The following is an 18,060-nucleotide window of genomic DNA, read 5'->3' as shown; positions in this document are numbered from 1 at the left end:
GATAATCGACTAGATAAATATTCTGAATCCATATAACAATGATGAAATATTAAACTTAAGAAATGTTGAAATTTGGTCAATAAATATTTTTATTACACTTCGATAGTTATGAATATGCTCCAAATTTGGTAGCATGGCTGAATAGTTATTGAAGTAGTCTCAAGGAAGAACATGCGTTATTTCCCAATGTTTTTGGATGTAGAAAATAAGCCAATCTTAGTGGTTGGTGGGGGTGAGGTTGCTTGCCGTAAAGTCGATAGCTTACTACGAGCGGGAGCGGATGTGACTTTGGTGTCTCCCAAGGTAGCGCCTTACTTAAAGCAGCTTGTGGACGAGAACAAGCTTCACTGGGTTCAAAACTTTTACTCGTCACAGATCATATCGAAAAATTACTTGCAGGTTTGGGCCACAACAGACAACCCAAGCTTGAATCACCAAGTGTATAATGATGCGAAAAAACTGGGCATTTTAGTCAATGTGGTTGACGATCTTCCTTACTGCGACTTCATCACACCTTCGATGATAAATCGCGGCAGAATCCAAATTGCCATCTCTAGTGGCGGGGCATCACCTGTTTTAGTAAGAAATATCAGAGAAAAACTCGAAACGGTATTGCCACAAAACATAGGTTTGATAGCAGACTTCGGTGCATCAAAACGCAATTCAATCAAAGAGTCATTCCCAACCGTCGACGAGCGTCGTAAATTTTGGGAGCGTTTCTTGTCATCCAGCTTTATCGAGCAGGTGAATGACAGAGAGCAGTTAGAGTCTTACTACCAGCAAGCGCTAACCGAAGGCATTGATAGCGAAGGGCAGGTCACTTGGATTGAATTCGAGCAAGATGTCGAGCTGCTGTCTATGAAGGCTTTACGTTTGATGCAGGAGGCAGAGCTCGTACTTTCACCGAGCGATTGTCCATTTGAATTTATCGACCTGTGCCGCCGAGATGCAGAAAGAGAGAGCTACGCCAACAGCGGAGAGCTATCAACAAAGCTTGAGCAAGCAAGAGCAGAGAAATTACGAGTGTGTGTGTTTATTCCACCAGCAAGCGTAGAGTTTAATCTGTTGGTCGGCAAAGACTTAAAATTGTCAGCAGCCCAAGTACTCAGTTGAGGTAATTGCTTCTAGTTGAAATGAGAGCTTTCTGGTTGTTTGAAATCGGCTAGAGGCTCGGAATAAAACTAAAGCTGGACCAGATAAATAAAAAGCCACTTCAAAAGAAGTGGCTTTTTGCTATTTCAAACACGACATTGTGCTGATGAATGAGCAACCCAAATAGGCGGTCACTCAAACTCAAAAATTAGTCGCGGAAGTTGTCAAACTGGAAAGGTTGACCAAGTTCACCGCCGCGAACTAGAGCCATAACAGCTTGTAGGTCATCACGCTTCTTACCAGTAACACGAACTTTGTCGCCTTGGATAGAAGCTTGAACTTTAACTTTGTTGTCTTTGATTAGCTTAACGATCTTCTTAGCGACATCAGTTTCAATGCCTTGCTTAAAGATAACCGTTTGGTGCCAAGTGCGACCTGTTTGGTCTGCCGCTTTCGCTTCCATCGCGTTAGGATCAACATTACGCTTCGTTAGGTTGCTGCGAAGGATATCGCGCATTTGCTTCAGTTGAAAATCGTCTTGAGCAGTCAATTTTACTGATTCATCTTTGTAATCAAAGCTTGCGTCAACGCCGCGGAAATCGAAACGAGTCGATAGTTCACGGTTTGCGTTGTCTACTGCGTTACGCAGTTCTACTGCTTCTACTTCAGAGATAATGTCAAATGATGGCATTGTGTTGTTTCCTTAAGCTAAGTTTCTATCTTTAATTGCTGTTGCAAGCATGTCTAGCATTGTTGCAGTATCTTCCCAGCTTAGGCATGGGTCAGTAATCGACTTGCCATATTCTAGGTTGTTGATGTCTGTCATTGGCTGGTTGCCTTCAATAATGAAGCTCTCTGCCATAATGCCTGCAATTTGGTTCTTGTTAGATTTAATTTGCTCACAAATGTCTTGCGCAACTTCTAACTGTTTACGGTGTTGCTTCTGACAGTTAGCGTGGCTAAAGTCTACAACCAAACGTTGAGGTAGGTCGAATTCAGCCAGTTGCTTACACGCAGTATCTACAGATTCAGCGTCGAAGTTAGGGCCTTTATCACCACCACGTAGAATAACGTGACCGTATGGGTTGCCAGAAGTACGGTAAACCGTCATGCGGCCGTTCTTATCTGGAGAGTAGAAGTAGTGTGAAGCATGTGCTGCACGAATTGCATCGATAGCAATCTTGATGTTGCCGTTGGTCGCGTTCTTGAAGCCAACTGGGCAAGACAGTGCAGAAGCCATTTCACGGTGAATCTGAGATTCAGTTGTACGAGCGCCAATCGCGCCCCAAGTGATAAGGTCCGCAATGTACTGACCTGTGATCATATCAAGGAATTCAGTCGCGGTAGCTAGGCCAAGCTTGTTGATATCGAGCAGAAGCTTACGAGCCTTGTTCAAGCCTGTTTCAAGTGCGTATGAACCATCAAGGTTAGGATCGGTAATCAAACCCTTCCAACCTACAACAGTACGAGGCTTCTCGAAGTAGGTTCTCATTACAACGAACAGTTCATCTTTGTACTGGTCTTGAATTTTGCTTAAGCGCTCAGCGTAATCAAGTGCCGCGTCTGTATCGTGAACAGAGCAAGGGCCTACGATAACTAATAGGCGGTTATCACGACCAGTTAGGATATCTTCGATTTGGCGGCGAGAATTTTTAATGCGCTCAGCAACGTCGTCAGTAATAGGGTGTGCATTGCCTAGTTCGGCAGGAGTTGGCATAGGACCCAGAGCTTGGGTTCTCAACTCATCAGTTTTTAATGGCATGTGATAGCTTTTTTATTCTATTGCGGAGTGGTTAAGATAACGGAATTGAACAGAGGAATAAACTCTATTGAGTCAAAGTTATCTCAGTTATTGCTAATATTCTTATTTTTATCAGCAGGCCAGCGTCAAATAAGGGATTTTCACTTGTATTAACAGGCAGCTATCGGTATTTTCGTTTGAACACAACATAAAAATGCTGGAGCAGCAATGACTCAAGAAAATCAAAGCACTTTGCACCCAGAACTCGTCTTAGGTGATGTGCTGCCTTCTTACAACGATAATAATAATTCTAACCACTTATACGTTTCATTATCAGAATTAGTGATGGATCGTGTCTTCTACCACCCAAGTATCGAGAGTCACTTAGATACTTTGACTGATATTGAAAAAACGTCTTTAGAAGCGATCCTTGGCGATAAAACAGTCGATGAGCATTTTGTTTCGACCTTAGTGATGGTCATTCAAGCTGCCGTTCAGCCAAATCACACTTCTGTTCGTATCGCATTAAGCAGTGCAGACAGCTATGGATTCCGTTCGCTGCTTGGCGGGAACTGTGAAGCAGAAGAGATTAACCCTGCACTAGGTGTTCGTGGCGTTGCTCGTTACGCGACACCAGAATACAGCAAGGCTTTCGCTTTAGAATGTCAGGTTATTAAGGCATTACGTGAGCAGGGCATCAACGTTGAAGTAGTTGTGCCTTACGTTCGTGCGTTAAGCGATGCCGCTAAGATTATTGACCTGCTTGCCGAGCAAGGGCTACCACGCGGCCTTAACGGTTTGAAAGTACTGTTCTCGTGCGATGTGCCGTCTGCAGTGCTACTGAGCGAACGTTTACTGCATTACTTCGATGGTGTAGTGGTAAACGTTGATAGCTTAGCGTCTTTCACTTTAGGCGTAGACAAACACAATAAAGCTCAGCAACACGCTTTTGATCCACAAAATGAGGCGGTCATTACTTTGTTGGATATGATTGTTAAAGCAACCCTGAACGCGAAGAAGCCAGTGCTGCTAGTAACTCAAGGCTTAGTGGATTACCCACGTCTACAAGGTTACATAGCTGATCTTGAAGGCGTAGAAACGGTCGTGACTGCATAAATCGGTTTGTTGTCTTAGTAAGTCAACTGGCTCTATCCGTTTATTTGAAGCGCTAAAGCTTTGAGAATGAAAGAGATATCATTATGCGATGATATCTCTTTTTTGTAACATTTTTTTGACATCTCTATCGCTAATCGATTAACTGGTCTGATGACTGATTTGACTAGGTAATCCGAATGTTGACCCCTCTACAAAAAGCAAATTTCTACTTAAGCATGTTTGGCTTTTTCAAAGTCCCACTTATCTGGTTGTGCCGACCAAAACTACTCGCGTTGGACAACCAACATGTTGAAGTGAAAATCCCGCTTAGAAGGCGTACTAAGAATCACCTTAACAGTATGTACTTTGGCGTTTTGGCTGTAGGTGCGGATGTCGCGGGTGGGTTTCTTGCGATGAGCAAATCTCAGCAGCAAGGTGAAAAGATCTCGTTGGCTTTTAAAGAGGTGACGGGTAACTTTTTGAAGCGCCCTGAAGGTGATGTGCATTTCACTTGTAACGACGGTGAGCTGATCAACACTATGCTGGCAGAAACCATGTCGACCGGAGAACGGGTCAATCAACCCGTAACCATTATCGCGACTTGCCCATCTTTACATGGTGACGAGCCGATGGCGGAGTTCACGCTTACGCTTTCAATTAAGAAAGTCCCTTCAAGAAAATAGCGATTAAATAATAGATTTTGGTTTAGAAGTCATGGGTAACGTTGAAGAGATAAAACAACGGTATGTGAATGGTTTCCACATACCGTTATAGAGAACTTTATAACGGCTCTATGACTCTTGAGTGATCTGCTCAATATCAACTATTTTTGAACGGTTCATAACGATCTTCCAACGGTAGTAGGTTGGTTCATTATCATGGTTGTTCTCTTTAATGATCAGGTTGAGAAGATGACGCTTTTCTACTGATTCGCGGCTCACTTGTCCTTCATTCAAGCGGTAGATCTTGTTTGAGCCTTTATCCATCAACCGTGTCAGCGCTCTTAGGCTGATCGATAACGTTTCACGAGTCTCCTCATAACCACTCATAAAGGTCGATGTCGACATCTCAGTATGAGAGCGGTAATGCAAGATTTGCTCTTCACGTTGTACCACACGCTTTTTACGGATCGACTGAATGCGATCTGCAAGCTTAGAAAAATTTGCGTAGTCCAACCATTCCAGTTTATGGCCTACTGACTTGTTGGTCGTTGGATCATAGTAACGACGCTTCCATTTTGGCTTGCCTTTACGCAGCCAGCGCCAAAGGATGTCTCTCAAGTCATCTTTAAAGATCTCACGCAGTGCGTAAATGAAAGACATTGCCACGATGAAAGAGGCGGTAATCTCACCAAGAAAGTCACGAGCCAAGATCACAGTAGTGGTCACGACAACCATCACCAAACCGGTCGCGATGCCTTTCACGGCACGCTTAACGTTCTTACCCATCGACGTTGTCTTTTCTTTAAGCACGATAGGGTGTTCAATCAAACGACGCAGCAAACGCATCTTGTTACTCAAGCGGGTAACGTCCTCTCGAACTCTTGCTGAGTTGTAGCGGTTCAGTTTACGGTGCGCGGTCTCTTTATCACAAAGCGTTAAGAGTCGTTCTTTAATCGTTGAATACTCACTACCTCGTGGCATGTGTGAAACTAGCGATAGGAACTTTTGCTCGGTATACCAAGATAGGTAGTTATCGATATTAGCGTAGTAGCGCTTGAGATTTTCTTCGTAAGGGATGCTTCGGCGTAGCTTCTTCAAGATATCTAAAGCCAATTCAATGACCTCATCTACTTCATCAGCCGTTACGTCGTCACTATCAGTTTTATTTAAGCTGCTGACTGCTTTATCTAACGCGATAACATATTGGTAGGCAAACAGACTCAAACTGACACGATACTGTGTTGTAGATAAGCGTCCACGTTTTGCCAAGCGACTGTGTACCAAAGGTAAAAGTGTTTTGTCACTATAGTAGGCACGTTTTTGAGTGATTGAGCTGTAGAAAAAGGCACTTTCAGAAAGCACTTCAGGAGTCAGTCCAAGTTCACCGGGAATGAATAGATAAACGTCCATGTCGAGCTTTTTGGTCTTAGCCATGGCATGGTTAATTTTAAGTGTTATCGCATCTTGTTTATCAACGGTGATCAACGATGTCTCCTAGAATGTAAAAATATGAATGAAACTAGCGAAAGCATATCAGAGATCACGTATAATCTCCGCCAAATTTAAAGTAGAGACAACCTTGATGATTAATATTGGTCAAATAAACAACTTAGAAGTAGTAAAACAAGCAGACTTCGGTGTATTCCTTGACGCGAGCGACTATGGAACCGTGTTGCTGCCGAAACGATTTACTCCTGAAGGTGTTGAAATTGGTCAAAAGCTAGATGTTTTCTTATACATAGATTCTGACAACCAGATCGCTGCAACGACTGAAAAACCAATAGCTCAAGTAGGCCAGTTTGGTTTGATGACGGTTGAAGGTGTTAACAGCACTGGTGCATTCATGAGCTGGGGCGTGAAAGGTAAAGACCTTCTTGTTCCTTTCAGCGAGCAGCGTGGCCGTTTAAACGAAGGTCAGTCAATCTTAGTATATGTGTATATCGATAAAGCATCGAGCCGTATCGTTGGTACAACGAAGTTCAACAAATGGTTAGACAACACGCCTGCGACTTATAAGCAAAATGAGCAAGTCGATCTCATTATCGCTGAGCGCAGCCAGTTAGGTTACAAAGCGATCGTGAACGGTGAACACTGGGGTATGATTTTCCCATCTGACATCATCGGTAAGCTGTTCATTGGTAAAACACTAAAAGGCTACATTAAAAACGTTCGTGAAGAAGACGGTAAGATTGATTTGTCTCTTCAGAAGGTTGGTGTGGCTAAGATGGATGACCTAAGCACTAAGGTTCTTGACCTGCTTGAGAAGAAAGGCGGTTACCTGCCTTTGAATGATAAGTCTTCTCCTGAAGTTATTTTCTCTGCATTCAGAACCAGCAAAGGTACGTTCAAGAAGACAATTGGTGGTCTATACAAATCTGGCAAGATCACTATCGACAAAGAAGGTATCAGCTTAGTTAAGTAAGCGGTCCTTTCGGTCAAAAAAAAGCCCAAACCTTCCTGTTTGGGCTTAGGGGAAAGGGCTCCGAAGAGCCTACGCTAATCGTTTTAATCTTTTGACTGTTAGATTGAAGTCTAGTTTAGATTCTCTAAAGTGCGATTTTTCTTTTTGGAAATAGTGACTTGAATTGATATTTATATAATTAGCTGTTGATTTACAAGCGCTCGCACACTGACTTATATGGCCGATAGAATAGAAAAAGCCCAAACAATTAACGTTGTTTGGGCTTTTTGTTTATTAAGGTGTACTCAGTGCGAACGCTTTTAGAAAAGGTTCTTATCGCGCACGAGTTCGCGTGGTAAACCGTTCTTCACTCGGTTGCCAACCCACTTACCAAGGCCGATGATTGCACCATTGTACTTCACTAGTACTTCACCTTTTCCTGACAAGTTTTCAGGGCGAACATCGCGGCCCATGAACCATTCACGAGCATCTTCAATACTAAGCTCTACAACATTAGCTTCATTACCTGTTGCGAGCGTTGTCGCTACTTGGTGCTGCCAGCGGTAACCTTTTTTATGGGTTTCAGCGATCTTGATTCCCATGCGAGAAAAACGGAACTCACCGATCATCGGCTCTAGCGCTTCTGGGAATAGCCAAACGTCTTTGTCGCGAATCCAAACCTGAGTATCGCTTGGCAATTCGATATCGAGAGTACTCATTAGTTGTTCAGCGACTTCTTGCTGAGTTTTCTTTGATGCTTTTTCAAATGGGAATTTACCCATACGTTTTTTAACTTCTGGTGGAGTAACAGACGCTAGTTTACGGATACGTGCAACAAAGAAACCTTCAGAGTCATAGACCTGTGGGAAGATGTGAAGAAAGCCTTCTTCTGTCGTGGTTGCTTTTGCGTTGTCGAATAGTGATTCCAGAGATTCGAATTCAACCGCATCACCAAAGGTTTCTTTTAGGTGATGACACACTTGTTGGTTCTCTTCGGTGCTAAGCGTACACGTTGAGTAAACCAAAACACCATTAGGTTTAAGAGCATGGAATGCACTTTCAATCAGATCTTTTTGCGTGTCGGCAATGTCGACCACTGATTGATACGTCCAGTTCTTCATCGCATCGGCATCTTTACGAATGGTGCCTTCGCCAGAGCAGGGTGCGTCTAGCAACACAGCATCAAACTGTTCTGGTAACCAACCACCAAAAACTCGACCGTCAAAGTTACTTAGAGCGGCATTACGAACGCCACAACGTTCGATGTTGGCGTGAAGGACTTTCACACGGCTTGCTGCATACTCATTGGCAACCAATACACCGCGATTATTCATTAGCGCAGCGATTTGCGTTGTTTTAGAGCCGGGTGCAGCCGCAGTGTCTAGCACCGCTTGGTAATCAGCTTCGCCTTGGAAAAGTGCCGAGGGTGGCATCATCGAGCTGGCTTCTTGGATGTAGAAAAGACCAGACATGTGTTCTGCCGTATTACCTAGTGGCGCTTCACTTTCGTCCGCTGTAATCCAAAAGCCCGTTTCACACCAAGGTACAGGTTCCAGTTCCCAGCCTTTCTCTTTTGCTCGTACTAGGAAGTCTTCAACACTGATTTTCAATGTGTTGATTCGAATACTTTTACGAAGTGGTTTTTGGCATGACGCAACAAAAGAAGCCATATCTAGATGACTAGGCATGATTGCTTCGATGTGCGTTAGGAATTCTTCAGGAATATATACGTTAGCGTGCAAAAGAGTATCTCGATTTATTGCATTAATGCGGGGAGTTTAAAGCAAAATGAGGCCGTCCTAAACCATATTTGCAGCAAACAACAAAAATGCAGCCTAATGGCTGCATTTTGATGAAGAATTAATCTTCCAGAAACGTCAGAGAGTTCACTCTATGGACGAGGAATTGCGGTTCTCCATGATTTCCACTCATCTTCGGCTTGAGGATAGAGGTAGAAAGACTGATCTTCGCTTGCTACTGGTTGAAGTTCATTTGTCGGTGGCGTTGAGAATGTAATACCACCTCTTAACAAGCTGTCTACCGTTCCGGCTTTGATGTTTGCGCCTGACAGGCCGATAGAGACATCGACGCCCGACACGTTCCAGAACACGGTGTTTGCGCGGATTAGATACGCGTAGTCAGGTTCTATTTGAATCGTAGATATGATGCGATCAGCAAACTCGCCCAGCTGAACATCTATAACACTGCCAATTTCTAGTTCACGGAATAGGATAGGTGTACCTTCAGATACTGAGCCGCGCGTTTCGCTTTGCAGTTGGAATATCTTGCCTTCAGGCTGCACAGGTCCTTTGCTAAGCTCAAATTTCGTGTTTCTTTCACCTTTGCCCGGGTCTACGTTGATGTGTTTAGAGAGCAGCGCAGAGACGTTTTTGATGCCATTAAGGCCAATCTCAGGTTCTGCCAACCAGAAGTGACTGTTCGTCACGGCAATCTTGTCGACGTACTCAGGTAAAATACGCGCAGTAATTTCAATGCCGCCCTTGTTGAAGTTCGGAATCACCAAAGTAACCTCACCAACAGTGACACCTTGATATTTGATCGCCATACCCTTGCTGACTTCTTGATCGCCAGAAGAGGTGATAGTAATCGCGCGGCCAAATTTTCGAGCGGATTTCGAATCTTTATAAAGCTTCCACACATCACCAAGTTTGTTGTCGATTCCCGGCAGAGAGTCAAAAGCAATACCGCCTTGGATAAGAGTTTTAACTGGCGCCGCTTTAATACTGATACCCGATAGTGACGCATCAACCTCAACGCCTGAACGGTTCCAGAAAACGGTATGCTTATTGAGCAAGTGCGTATAACGATTTTCGATCGTGACTTTGATTCTTACACCACCGTCTGCAAGCTGAAAATCAGAAATACTACCCACTTGTAGGTTGCGATAGAGTAGTGGGCTGCCTTTAGAAATTGAAGGTAACTCACTGGCAAACAACGAAAGCGTCTTTGAGCCGGACTGATTAAACTTAGCGATTTCTGCTAACGATTTACTTTGGAAAAGTTGGTAGTCCGTTCGAGCTTCAGATTTACCTTCACTTACAAAGCTAATCGAGCCAGTCAGAAGCTGTTTTGCTGGTGGAACAGTAACACTCAAACCTGATTCGGTAAGCTCCGCGGTCGCACTGCCTGTCACGAAGAAACGGTTGTGACTTTTGATAAGGTGCGCGTACTCGTTGTCGATAAGCGCATCCATGAACACTTCGTGCTTATCAGAGCCAGTGCCAACACCATCGACTAAGCCCACTTGGATGATAGAGCCAACAGCAATACCTTTGTAGAGAAGTTGTGTACCGACATCTAACCCGAACGAATTGTTCGACGTTAAGCGAATCGCAACGGATTTCTCTTGTTCCTGACTGAATTCATTTTTGCGGATTGCAGTAAATCGACGCGCCTTTTCACCTTCACCCGGTACCAAGGTTAAAAAGTTACCTGTCACTAAATTGGCAATGTTTTTCATGCCAGTAAGCGACAGTTCAGCCTCTTCTAGAACGAATTTACTGCCGCTGTTTAAAAAGTCACTGAATGCCGGTTGGATAGCGGCAGATGCAACGACGTTTTCACGCCCTTCACTTAGCGATAAATCAGTGATTTGACCGATTTCAATGCCGCGATACATGATCGGAGCACCTGTTGCACTGATTTTATTATCATCGGGAACGGCAATCTTGATAGAGATACCTCGACCCGCTGTTTTCAGATCTGGGTAGAGTTTGAACTTAGTATTCATCTCAACCGGTTGGCCTTCTCCTGGAGAGTCGACCGCAATTGAACCGCCAAGCAATGCACTTAGGCTCTCTAAGCGAACATCAACACCAGAAAAGCCAATACTGGCACCTAAGCCACTGACATTCCAAAAACGGCTTTGGTCGGTAATGATATGGCTATATTCATCTTTAATCGACGCTTGAATCGTAACGGATTTCGCGTTGTCGTTTAACTGGTAGTTGTAAACCTCACCAATTGGGATTTTACGGTAAACGATTTGAGAGCCAACAGACACGCCGCCCAGATCTTTGGTCGTCAGTGAAATGTTCAAACCTTCAGAAGCCAGTAAGTCAGAAGGGGAGGATTCTAACGCTTGGAAAACGGTTTCTGGGTCTTGTTTGGTTTCGCTCGGGTGGATAGCAATATAGTTACCTGAAACAAGCGCGTCCAATCCTGAGATACCCGACAAACTAGCGGTTGGTTTTACTAGCCAAAACCGTGTGCCTTTTGAGAGTAGCTTCTTCGCTTCTGGGTAGATGTCAGCATCGACATAGATGCTCGATAGATCTTTGGATAAAGTGATGTCACGCACCATACCCACCTCTAAGCCTTGGTAACGAATCGTTGTTCGACCTGCGACTAAACCTGCGGCATCTGAGAAGTATATTTGCACACGTTGCCCAGCATCGTGTATCGATTTCATGACCAACCAACCGGCTAAGGCGACGGTTAATATCGGCAGAATCCACAAAGGGGAGATGCCTTTGTTTTTCCTTACTTCTGGTGAATATGACGTTTGTGATTGGTTATCGTTGTTCATTCACTGACTCATCTTTAGAGGTGTAGTTATCCCAAATTAGCCTAGGATCTAAGCTTTCCGCTGCTAGCATCGTGAGAACAACTACGACGCCAAAAGCGACTGCACCATAACCTGGTGTAAAGTTTAAAATTTGCCCGCGGTCGACCAAGGTCATCATGATCGAAATAACGAACAGATCCATTACCGACCATTTTCCCACCCATTTTACGATGAAATAGATGGTCATACGTTGCCTGTGGTAAACGGCGCGCTTCATCTTGATACAGATTAAGATGTACGCGAGGCCCAGTATTTTCGCGACGGGCACGACGATACTGGCAATGAAAATGATCGCTGCGATGCCATACATGTCGCTATTTATCAGCGACGCGACACCAGAAATGATGGTGTCTTCTAGCCTTTGACCGTTGGTAATAAGAATAGAAATAGGAATGACATTGGCTGGCACGATAGCCACGGATGCGGCAAATAGCAGAGCCCAAGTTTTCTGTATAGAGTAGGGCTTGCGGTGGTATAAGTCATGGTGACAACGCACACAAGTATGACCGTCAGGCTGAGATAGGTGACAGTTGTGACAGTGTACGTTCTTACTCTCAGCAAAAGAGTAGTCGGATTCTTTTGCCCAAGCTTCCCAGTAGCGACGTACACTGATACGGCTTACTAGTAATACGCTGAAAAGCTGCAGAAGAATCAGGCCAATCAAACCAGGGCCGACGAAAATGTCAGAGTAATCTTGCAGTTTGAAACATGAGACCGCCAAACTTACCAGAAACACATCCAACATCATCCAATGTTTGAGAGTCTGAATAATGGCTAATGCATAACGAAAGGGTGTGAAGATCTTAAGACGCAGTGATGCATGAGTGATGAGTACCGAGGTGCACACGAGCAACGGAGCGATCGAACTGCAGAACAGGATCAGCAAACCAAGTAGAGGAAAGCCTTCGCCCATTAAGGTAAAAACACCCGATGGTAACGTCGCGGGTATCATGACGCCAATCAGGCGAATACTGATGAATTCAAAAAAGTGCGATGGGATAAACAGCAATAAGCAGGTAATTGCGATTGCTAGGTTTCCAGAGAGGCTAGGGGTACCGCCTCTATAAAGCTGAGTTCCGCATCTTGGGCAGTAAGCTGATTTCCCTAAAGGGATGTCCATTTTATCTACGGGAAGTTCGCAGCCCTGGCAAAGACGCACTGAGCTGCTGTCGCATTGGTGTTTTGTTGATAAAGGGTTGGTTACGGATGGGGAGGTCACGCGACCTCCCAAGTTGAAACGTAAGTTAGGTTAGCAACCCGACTTAAAGACTCAGAGCCACAAACATCAGGCGTGCGATTGCACACTGCCGTAGAGTGTTTGATAGAGTCCTTGTTGTTCAACCAATTCACCATGTGTTCCCGTCTGTGTGACTTGTCCATCTTCTAAAACATAGATTAGATCGGCTTGTTTCACCGCTGATAATCGATGAGCCACTATCAAAGTTGTGCGATCTTTCAAAAACTCGCTCAACGCTTTATGCAGTGCTGACTCTGTTGCTGTATCGAGTGCAGATGTCGCTTCATCAAGAATAACAAACTTAGGATTGCTCAGCACCATACGAGCTATTGCTAAGCGTTGTCGTTGACCACCAGACAGTCGAACGCCATTCCTACCAATTTGTGTATCTAAGCCATTGCTCAGTTGCTTGATGACATCTTGCATTTGAGCGACTTCAAGCGCACGCCACAACGACATTTCGTCGTATTCAGCACCAAGGGTCAGATTATGCCTTAATGTATCGTTAAAGAGTATAGGTTGTTGTAAAACAACGGCAATTTGATTGCGTATTACATCAAAACTGATGTCGTCGGTTGTTTCACCGTTATAGCGAATGCAACCTGAGTCTGCTTGGTAAACCCCAATCAGCAACTGGATTAACGTAGATTTACCCCCTCCACTCGCACCGACCAAAGCGACTTTTTTACCTGCAGGGATGTGCAGCGATAGCCTATTTAAAACAGTGTTTTCTAATGTGTAAGAGAATGTAACGTCTTCGATGTCGACTGTCACTTCTTGATCTTCAGTAAATGGGTTCACTTTACTGATAGGGCGCTTCTCTTCTTCTAACTGAAGAAGATCGTTGATGCGTTGCAGTGCCGCTTTCGCGCTATACCAAGAGAATTGAATCCCTAGTAGCTCTTGAACTGGGCCTAACATGAACCACAAGTAGCCAAATACCGCGAAAATCTGACCAATGGTTAAGTCACTGAATAACACCATTAGCATCGCGACGGCACGGAAAAGCTCGAAACCTAATAAGAAGAGTAGAAACGAAACACGGCCAGCAGCTTCAGATTGCCAAGCGTATTTGTCGGCATCGATTCTTACTTGGTTTGCTTGAACCTTAAGCTCATCGAGAAAGATACGCTCTTTATTCGCCGCGCGCAGTTGGTAAATGCCATCTAAGGTTTCCACCAAACGGTTTTGAAAGCGCTCAAAAGATTGGTTTTCGTATTTCTTAAGGTGTTTGACCCTGCTGCCTAGTTTACGGGAGAAATAAATCACAACAGGATTGACCAGTAAAATGAACAACCCTAAACGCCACTCTAGCCACAACAGCACGATCGCTGTACCGAACACGGTCAGGAAGCTGATGATAAATTTAGAAAGAGTCGAGCCAATGAACTTATCTATTGTCTCTATGTCTGTTATTAGGTGGGCGTTGATACCGCCGCTGCCTTTGGTTTCGTATTGTCTAATACTGATGCGACCAAGCTTATCTATCATCTTGCTGCGCATTTGATAGGTAATTGTTTTGGACACAAGCGTAAACTGACGCCCTTGCAGAATGTTCAACGCTTGGCTAACGGAGCGCATGATAATCACTAACAACAAAGTTAGTGCTATATAGCCAGTCGGTGTTTGTAATGAAGATGGAAGTAGGTGGTTCATCATCTCTAAGCCTGAAGCGGGCTTATCGAGTAATACTTCATCAACCATTAATGGCATGAGCAACGGGATAGGGACACTAATGAGAGTTGCAAATATGGCAATAATGTTAGCAAACAGTAATTTGGACTTGTGTTTTTTTACTTGAGTTATTAACCAAGAACGGCTAATAGTGTCTTCTGAATTGTTCATTGTAATGAGAATAAGTCCTATTTAGTTTGATGGCCGCATTCTACTGCGTTCTCTTGATAATGGAAGTCTCAATTTAATTGGAAGTTAATATGAAAATAGAACATTACCAACGCTTAACCAAACAAGCCGTTGCATTAATTGAATCAGAAACCGATCTAACTGCTAATCTTGCTAATATCAGTTCATTATTATTCATGGAATTGGATGACTTGAATTGGGCGGGTTTCTATTTAATGAAGCAGGATCAAGCTAAGGAAAAAGACGAACTTGTACTGGGTCCTTTCCAAGGTCAACCTGCTTGTGTGCGAATTCCGGTAGGGCGTGGAGTGTGTGGAACTGCGGTTGCGTCGAATACAGTTCAGCGCATTCATGATGTTCATGAGTTCGAAGGTCACATCGCTTGTGACGCTGCAAGTAACTCAGAAATCGTTATTCCGTTCTCGATTGGCGGAAAAATCGCGGGCGTTCTTGATATTGATAGCCCAAATGTTGGTCGTTTTTCTCAAATTGACGAGGACGGATTAACATTTTTCATGGCAGAAGTGGAAAAGCTGCTTAATTCGCACGCGAACAAGGCATAAATTATTCTCTTACTGTGGTTTTTCCCAAGCATCTCTCTATAATACGTAAAAATATTTTCTTAATGCTCGCGGAAAACCGCAAAAACCAGGAACCCACATGGAAAACACTGAAAAGTTAAAAAACAGCAAAGAAGTTATCGCATATATTGCTGAATGTTTCCCTAAATGCTTTACTCTAGAAGGTGAAGCGAAGCCACTTAAAATTGGTATTTTTCAAGATCTTGCTGAACGTCTAAATGAAGACGAAAAAGTAAGTAAGACTCAGCTTCGTGCAGCGTTAAGACAGTACACATCATCATGGCGTTACCTGCACGGCGTAAAAGCTGGCGCAGAACGTGTTGACCTAGACGGCAACGCGTGTGGCACACTAGAAGAAGAGCACGTTGAACACGCTAAAGCTACACTTGCTGAAAGCAAAGCGAAAGTTCAGGCTCGTCGTAAAGAACAAGCACAAAAAGCTCGTGAAGAAGGCAAAGCGAAACCTAAGGCGAAGAAAGCTCAACAGCCTCGTCGTCAAGCGCCTAAAGCACCAAAAGTAGAAAAGCCTGTAGAAACACGCGCTTTGAACGCTGACGAATTCATCGCTGGCAAAGAAGTAAATGTGAACATGGGTAAAGGAAACATGGCTGCGACCATTGTTGAAATCAATAAGGAAGATGTGCGTGTTCAGTTAGCAAACGGCCTACAAATGGTTGTTAAAGCGGAGCACTTGCGCGCTTAAAGGAGATACTCCTACGCATGAAATGCCGTTCAAAATTGACACTGATTGCTGCTAGCTTTTGGCTAGCAGCTTCAGCTCAGGCTCTTGAAGCCAAATTAGATCAGGACGATTTACCTCTACTCGCTCCTGAGGTCCAACACGAAACTGCTAGTAAACGTGTTACTTCTCGATTTACTCGTTCTCACTATAAACACTTCAATCTCAACGATGATTTCTCTCAAGCTATCTTTAATCGTTACTTAGAGATGCTGGATTATAATCGTAATATCTTCACTCAAGCTGATATTGACTCTTTCTCTGCGTCATCTAAACAAATTGATGATCAGCTGAAATCGGGCAATAACCAGATTGCATTCGATGTTTATAATCTGTCTATGCAGAAGCGTTTTGAACGTTTTCAATATGCATTGTCTTTGCTAGATACAGAGATTAAGTTTGATACCGATGAAAGTATTGAGCTCAATCGTAGTGAAGCTGAGTGGCCAAAAGATATCGCTGAAGTGAATGAGCTTTGGAGAAAACGCGTTAAATATGATGCGTTGAATCTAAAACTTACTGGTAAAGAGTGGCCAGAGATTCAAGAAGTTTTGGAAAAGCGTTACAACAATGCGATGAAGCGTATTACGCAATCGCATAATGAAGATGCTTTCCAGATCTACATGAACGCATTTGCGCGTGAAGTTGATCCTCACACAAGTTACCTTTCTCCAAGAAATGCAGAACAATTCCAATCTGAGATGAACCTATCTCTAGAAGGTATTGGTGCTGTGCTTCAGATGACAGACGACTACACCGTTATTCGCTCTTTAGTTGCTGGTGGCCCTGCGTCAAACAGCAAACAATTGAGTGATGGAGACCGCATTGTTGGTGTTGGTCAAGATGGCGAAGAAATTGTTGATGTTATCGGGTGGCGTTTAGACGATGTAGTACAACTTATTAAAGGCCCTAAAGGGACCAAAGTTAAGCTACAGATCTTGCCAGATGGTAAAGATGCAAAAAGTCACGTTGTCACAATTGTTCGCGATAAGATTCGTTTAGAAGACCGCGCTGTTAAATCAGAAGTGATCGAGAAAGACGGCAAGAAAATTGGTGTATTAGAAGTACCAAGTTTCTACGTTGGCCTTTCTAAAGATACCGATAAACTGATCACCGAGCTTAAAGAGCAAGGTGTTGAAGGTATTATTGTTGACCTCCGAAACAACGGTGGTGGTGCACTGACTGAAGCAACTGAACTCTCTGGTTTGTTTATCAAAGAAGGACCTGTTGTTCAGGTTCGTGATAGCTACGGTCGTGTCAAAGTGAACAGCGATACTGATGGTCAAATCAGTTACCAAGGCCCGTTAACGGTATTGGTGAATCGCTACAGTGCTTCAGCGTCTGAAATCTTTGCAGCAGCGATGCAAGATTATGGCCGTGCAATTATCTTGGGTGAAAACTCTTTCGGTAAAGGTACGGTGCAACAGCATCGCTCTTTGAATCATATTTATGATTTGTTCGATAAAGAGTTAGGCTACGTTCAGTACACAATCCAAAAATTCTACCGAATCAATGGTGGTAGTACGCAAAACAAGGGTGTAGTACCTGATATTGCTTACCCAACGCCAATTGATCCTGCAGATACTGGTGAAAGTGTTGAAGACAACGCTCTTCCTTGGGACAGCATCGACAAAGCGAAGTACTCAGTGTTACAGCGTAACGATGAGCAGATCGCAGCGTTGACGGCTAAACACGAAGCTCGTATCGCAACAGACATGGAATTTGGCTTTATCGCGCAAGATATTGAAAAATATAAGGCAGATAAAGACGACAATGACCTTTCTCTTAATGAAAAGGTTCGTCAACAAGAGAGTGATGATGCGGATGCGCTTCGTCTAGAGCGTATTAACCAACGTCAAAAAGCCGCTAAGTTAGAGGCATTTAAAACGTTGGATGATATTCCAAAAGACTACGAAGCCCCGGATGCTTATCTTGATGAATCAGTTGCTATCATGCTGGATATGATCAAGAAATAAACAAAATACCTGTTATAAGGTGATTGTTTAAAGACGTACTATTTGAAAAGCGAGCTTAGGCTCGCTTTTTTTGTACCTGTGTTCT

At 43.8% G+C, this 18,060-nt stretch carries 14 protein-coding genes; 7 read left to right on the top strand and 7 right to left on the bottom strand.

All coding sequences use genetic code 11. The features are described from left to right. The first annotated feature begins 171 nt into the window (after window positions 1-171). Window positions 172-1,113, top strand: a complete 942-nt coding sequence (locus tag AB4375_RS13585; RefSeq protein WP_017059700.1) for a bifunctional precorrin-2 dehydrogenase/sirohydrochlorin ferrochelatase — start codon at window positions 172-174, stop codon at window positions 1,111-1,113. A gap of 187 nt (window positions 1,114-1,300) precedes the next feature. Here the strand turns inward: AB4375_RS13585 and AB4375_RS13580 are convergent, their stop codons facing one another. Together AB4375_RS13580 and AB4375_RS13575 are read right to left on the bottom strand one after the other, a co-directional pair. Then, entirely contained in the window at window positions 1,301-1,783 is a 483-nt protein-coding gene (locus AB4375_RS13580; RefSeq protein WP_017063832.1) for a YajQ family cyclic di-GMP-binding protein, read from the bottom strand. Between the two features lie 12 nt (window positions 1,784-1,795). Further along, a complete protein-coding gene (locus AB4375_RS13575) occupies window positions 1,796-2,854 on the bottom strand; it encodes a 3-deoxy-7-phosphoheptulonate synthase (protein WP_017059698.1) in 1,059 nt (352 codons plus the stop codon). A gap of 207 nt (window positions 2,855-3,061) precedes the next feature. Between AB4375_RS13575 and AB4375_RS13570 the strand changes: the two genes are divergently transcribed. Together AB4375_RS13570 and AB4375_RS13565 are read left to right on the top strand one after the other, a co-directional pair. Next, the gene (locus tag AB4375_RS13570) at window positions 3,062-3,949 is read left to right on the top strand and encodes a putative PEP-binding protein (protein ID WP_372051797.1); all 888 of its coding nucleotides are present in this window, start codon (window positions 3,062-3,064) and stop codon (window positions 3,947-3,949) included. Between the two features lie 176 nt (window positions 3,950-4,125). Then, complete coding sequence (locus AB4375_RS13565) at window positions 4,126-4,611, top strand: PaaI family thioesterase (protein ID WP_017059696.1); 486 nt, start codon at window positions 4,126-4,128, stop codon at window positions 4,609-4,611. A 108-nt stretch (window positions 4,612-4,719) separates the two neighbouring features. Here the strand turns inward: AB4375_RS13565 and AB4375_RS13560 are convergent, their stop codons facing one another. Next, window positions 4,720-6,075 carry a hypothetical protein gene (locus AB4375_RS13560; protein WP_017063834.1) on the bottom strand — a complete coding sequence of 452 codons (1,356 nt, stop codon included), beginning with the start codon at window positions 6,073-6,075 and terminating at the stop codon, window positions 4,720-4,722. A gap of 28 nt (window positions 6,076-6,103) precedes the next feature. Between AB4375_RS13560 and AB4375_RS13555 the strand changes: the two genes are divergently transcribed. Continuing rightward, window positions 6,104-7,012, top strand: a complete 909-nt coding sequence (locus AB4375_RS13555; protein ID WP_017059694.1) for a S1 RNA-binding domain-containing protein — start codon at window positions 6,104-6,106, stop codon at window positions 7,010-7,012. Between the two features lie 299 nt (window positions 7,013-7,311). On the opposite strand, the gene rsmF is transcribed toward AB4375_RS13555, so the two are convergent. From rsmF to AB4375_RS13535, 4 genes are all read right to left on the bottom strand, one after another. Further along, the gene (gene rsmF, locus AB4375_RS13550) at window positions 7,312-8,733 is read right to left on the bottom strand and encodes a 16S rRNA (cytosine(1407)-C(5))-methyltransferase RsmF (RefSeq protein ID WP_017063836.1); all 1,422 of its coding nucleotides are present in this window, start codon (window positions 8,731-8,733) and stop codon (window positions 7,312-7,314) included. Window positions 8,734-8,882: 149 nt separating this feature from the next. Then, window positions 8,883-11,540, bottom strand: a complete 2,658-nt coding sequence (locus tag AB4375_RS13545) for an MlaD family protein (protein WP_372051795.1) — start codon at window positions 11,538-11,540, stop codon at window positions 8,883-8,885. After that, window positions 11,527-12,810, bottom strand: coding sequence for a PqiA/YebS family transporter subunit (locus tag AB4375_RS13540; protein WP_372051793.1), 1,284 nt, complete (start codon window positions 12,808-12,810; stop codon window positions 11,527-11,529). The genes AB4375_RS13545 and AB4375_RS13540 overlap by 14 nt, the downstream gene beginning before the upstream one ends. A 54-nt stretch (window positions 12,811-12,864) precedes the next feature. Next, the gene (locus AB4375_RS13535; protein WP_017059690.1) at window positions 12,865-14,661 is read right to left on the bottom strand and encodes an ABC transporter ATP-binding protein; all 1,797 of its coding nucleotides are present in this window, start codon (window positions 14,659-14,661) and stop codon (window positions 12,865-12,867) included. Window positions 14,662-14,750: 89 nt separating this feature from the next. On the opposite strand from AB4375_RS13535, the gene AB4375_RS13530 reads away from it, so the two are divergent. The 3 genes from AB4375_RS13530 to prc all read left to right on the top strand — a co-directional run bounded on the left by AB4375_RS13530 (window position 14,751) and on the right by prc (window position 17,975). After that, complete coding sequence (locus AB4375_RS13530; protein ID WP_017063841.1) at window positions 14,751-15,242, top strand: GAF domain-containing protein; 492 nt, start codon at window positions 14,751-14,753, stop codon at window positions 15,240-15,242. Between the two features lie 97 nt (window positions 15,243-15,339). Continuing rightward, window positions 15,340-15,963, top strand: coding sequence for an RNA chaperone ProQ (gene proQ, locus AB4375_RS13525; protein ID WP_017057223.1), 624 nt, complete (start codon window positions 15,340-15,342; stop codon window positions 15,961-15,963). Between the two features lie 17 nt (window positions 15,964-15,980). Continuing rightward, the gene (prc, locus tag AB4375_RS13520; protein WP_017068919.1) at window positions 15,981-17,975 is read left to right on the top strand and encodes a carboxy terminal-processing peptidase; all 1,995 of its coding nucleotides are present in this window, start codon (window positions 15,981-15,983) and stop codon (window positions 17,973-17,975) included. Window positions 17,976-18,060 lie beyond the last annotated feature (85 nt).

Source organism: Vibrio sp. 10N.261.51.C6 (genome assembly GCF_041471785.1).
Lineage (GTDB): Bacteria > Pseudomonadota > Gammaproteobacteria > Enterobacterales > Vibrionaceae > Vibrio > Vibrio crassostreae_C.
This window is presented reverse-complemented; position numbering and strand designations above follow the sequence as displayed.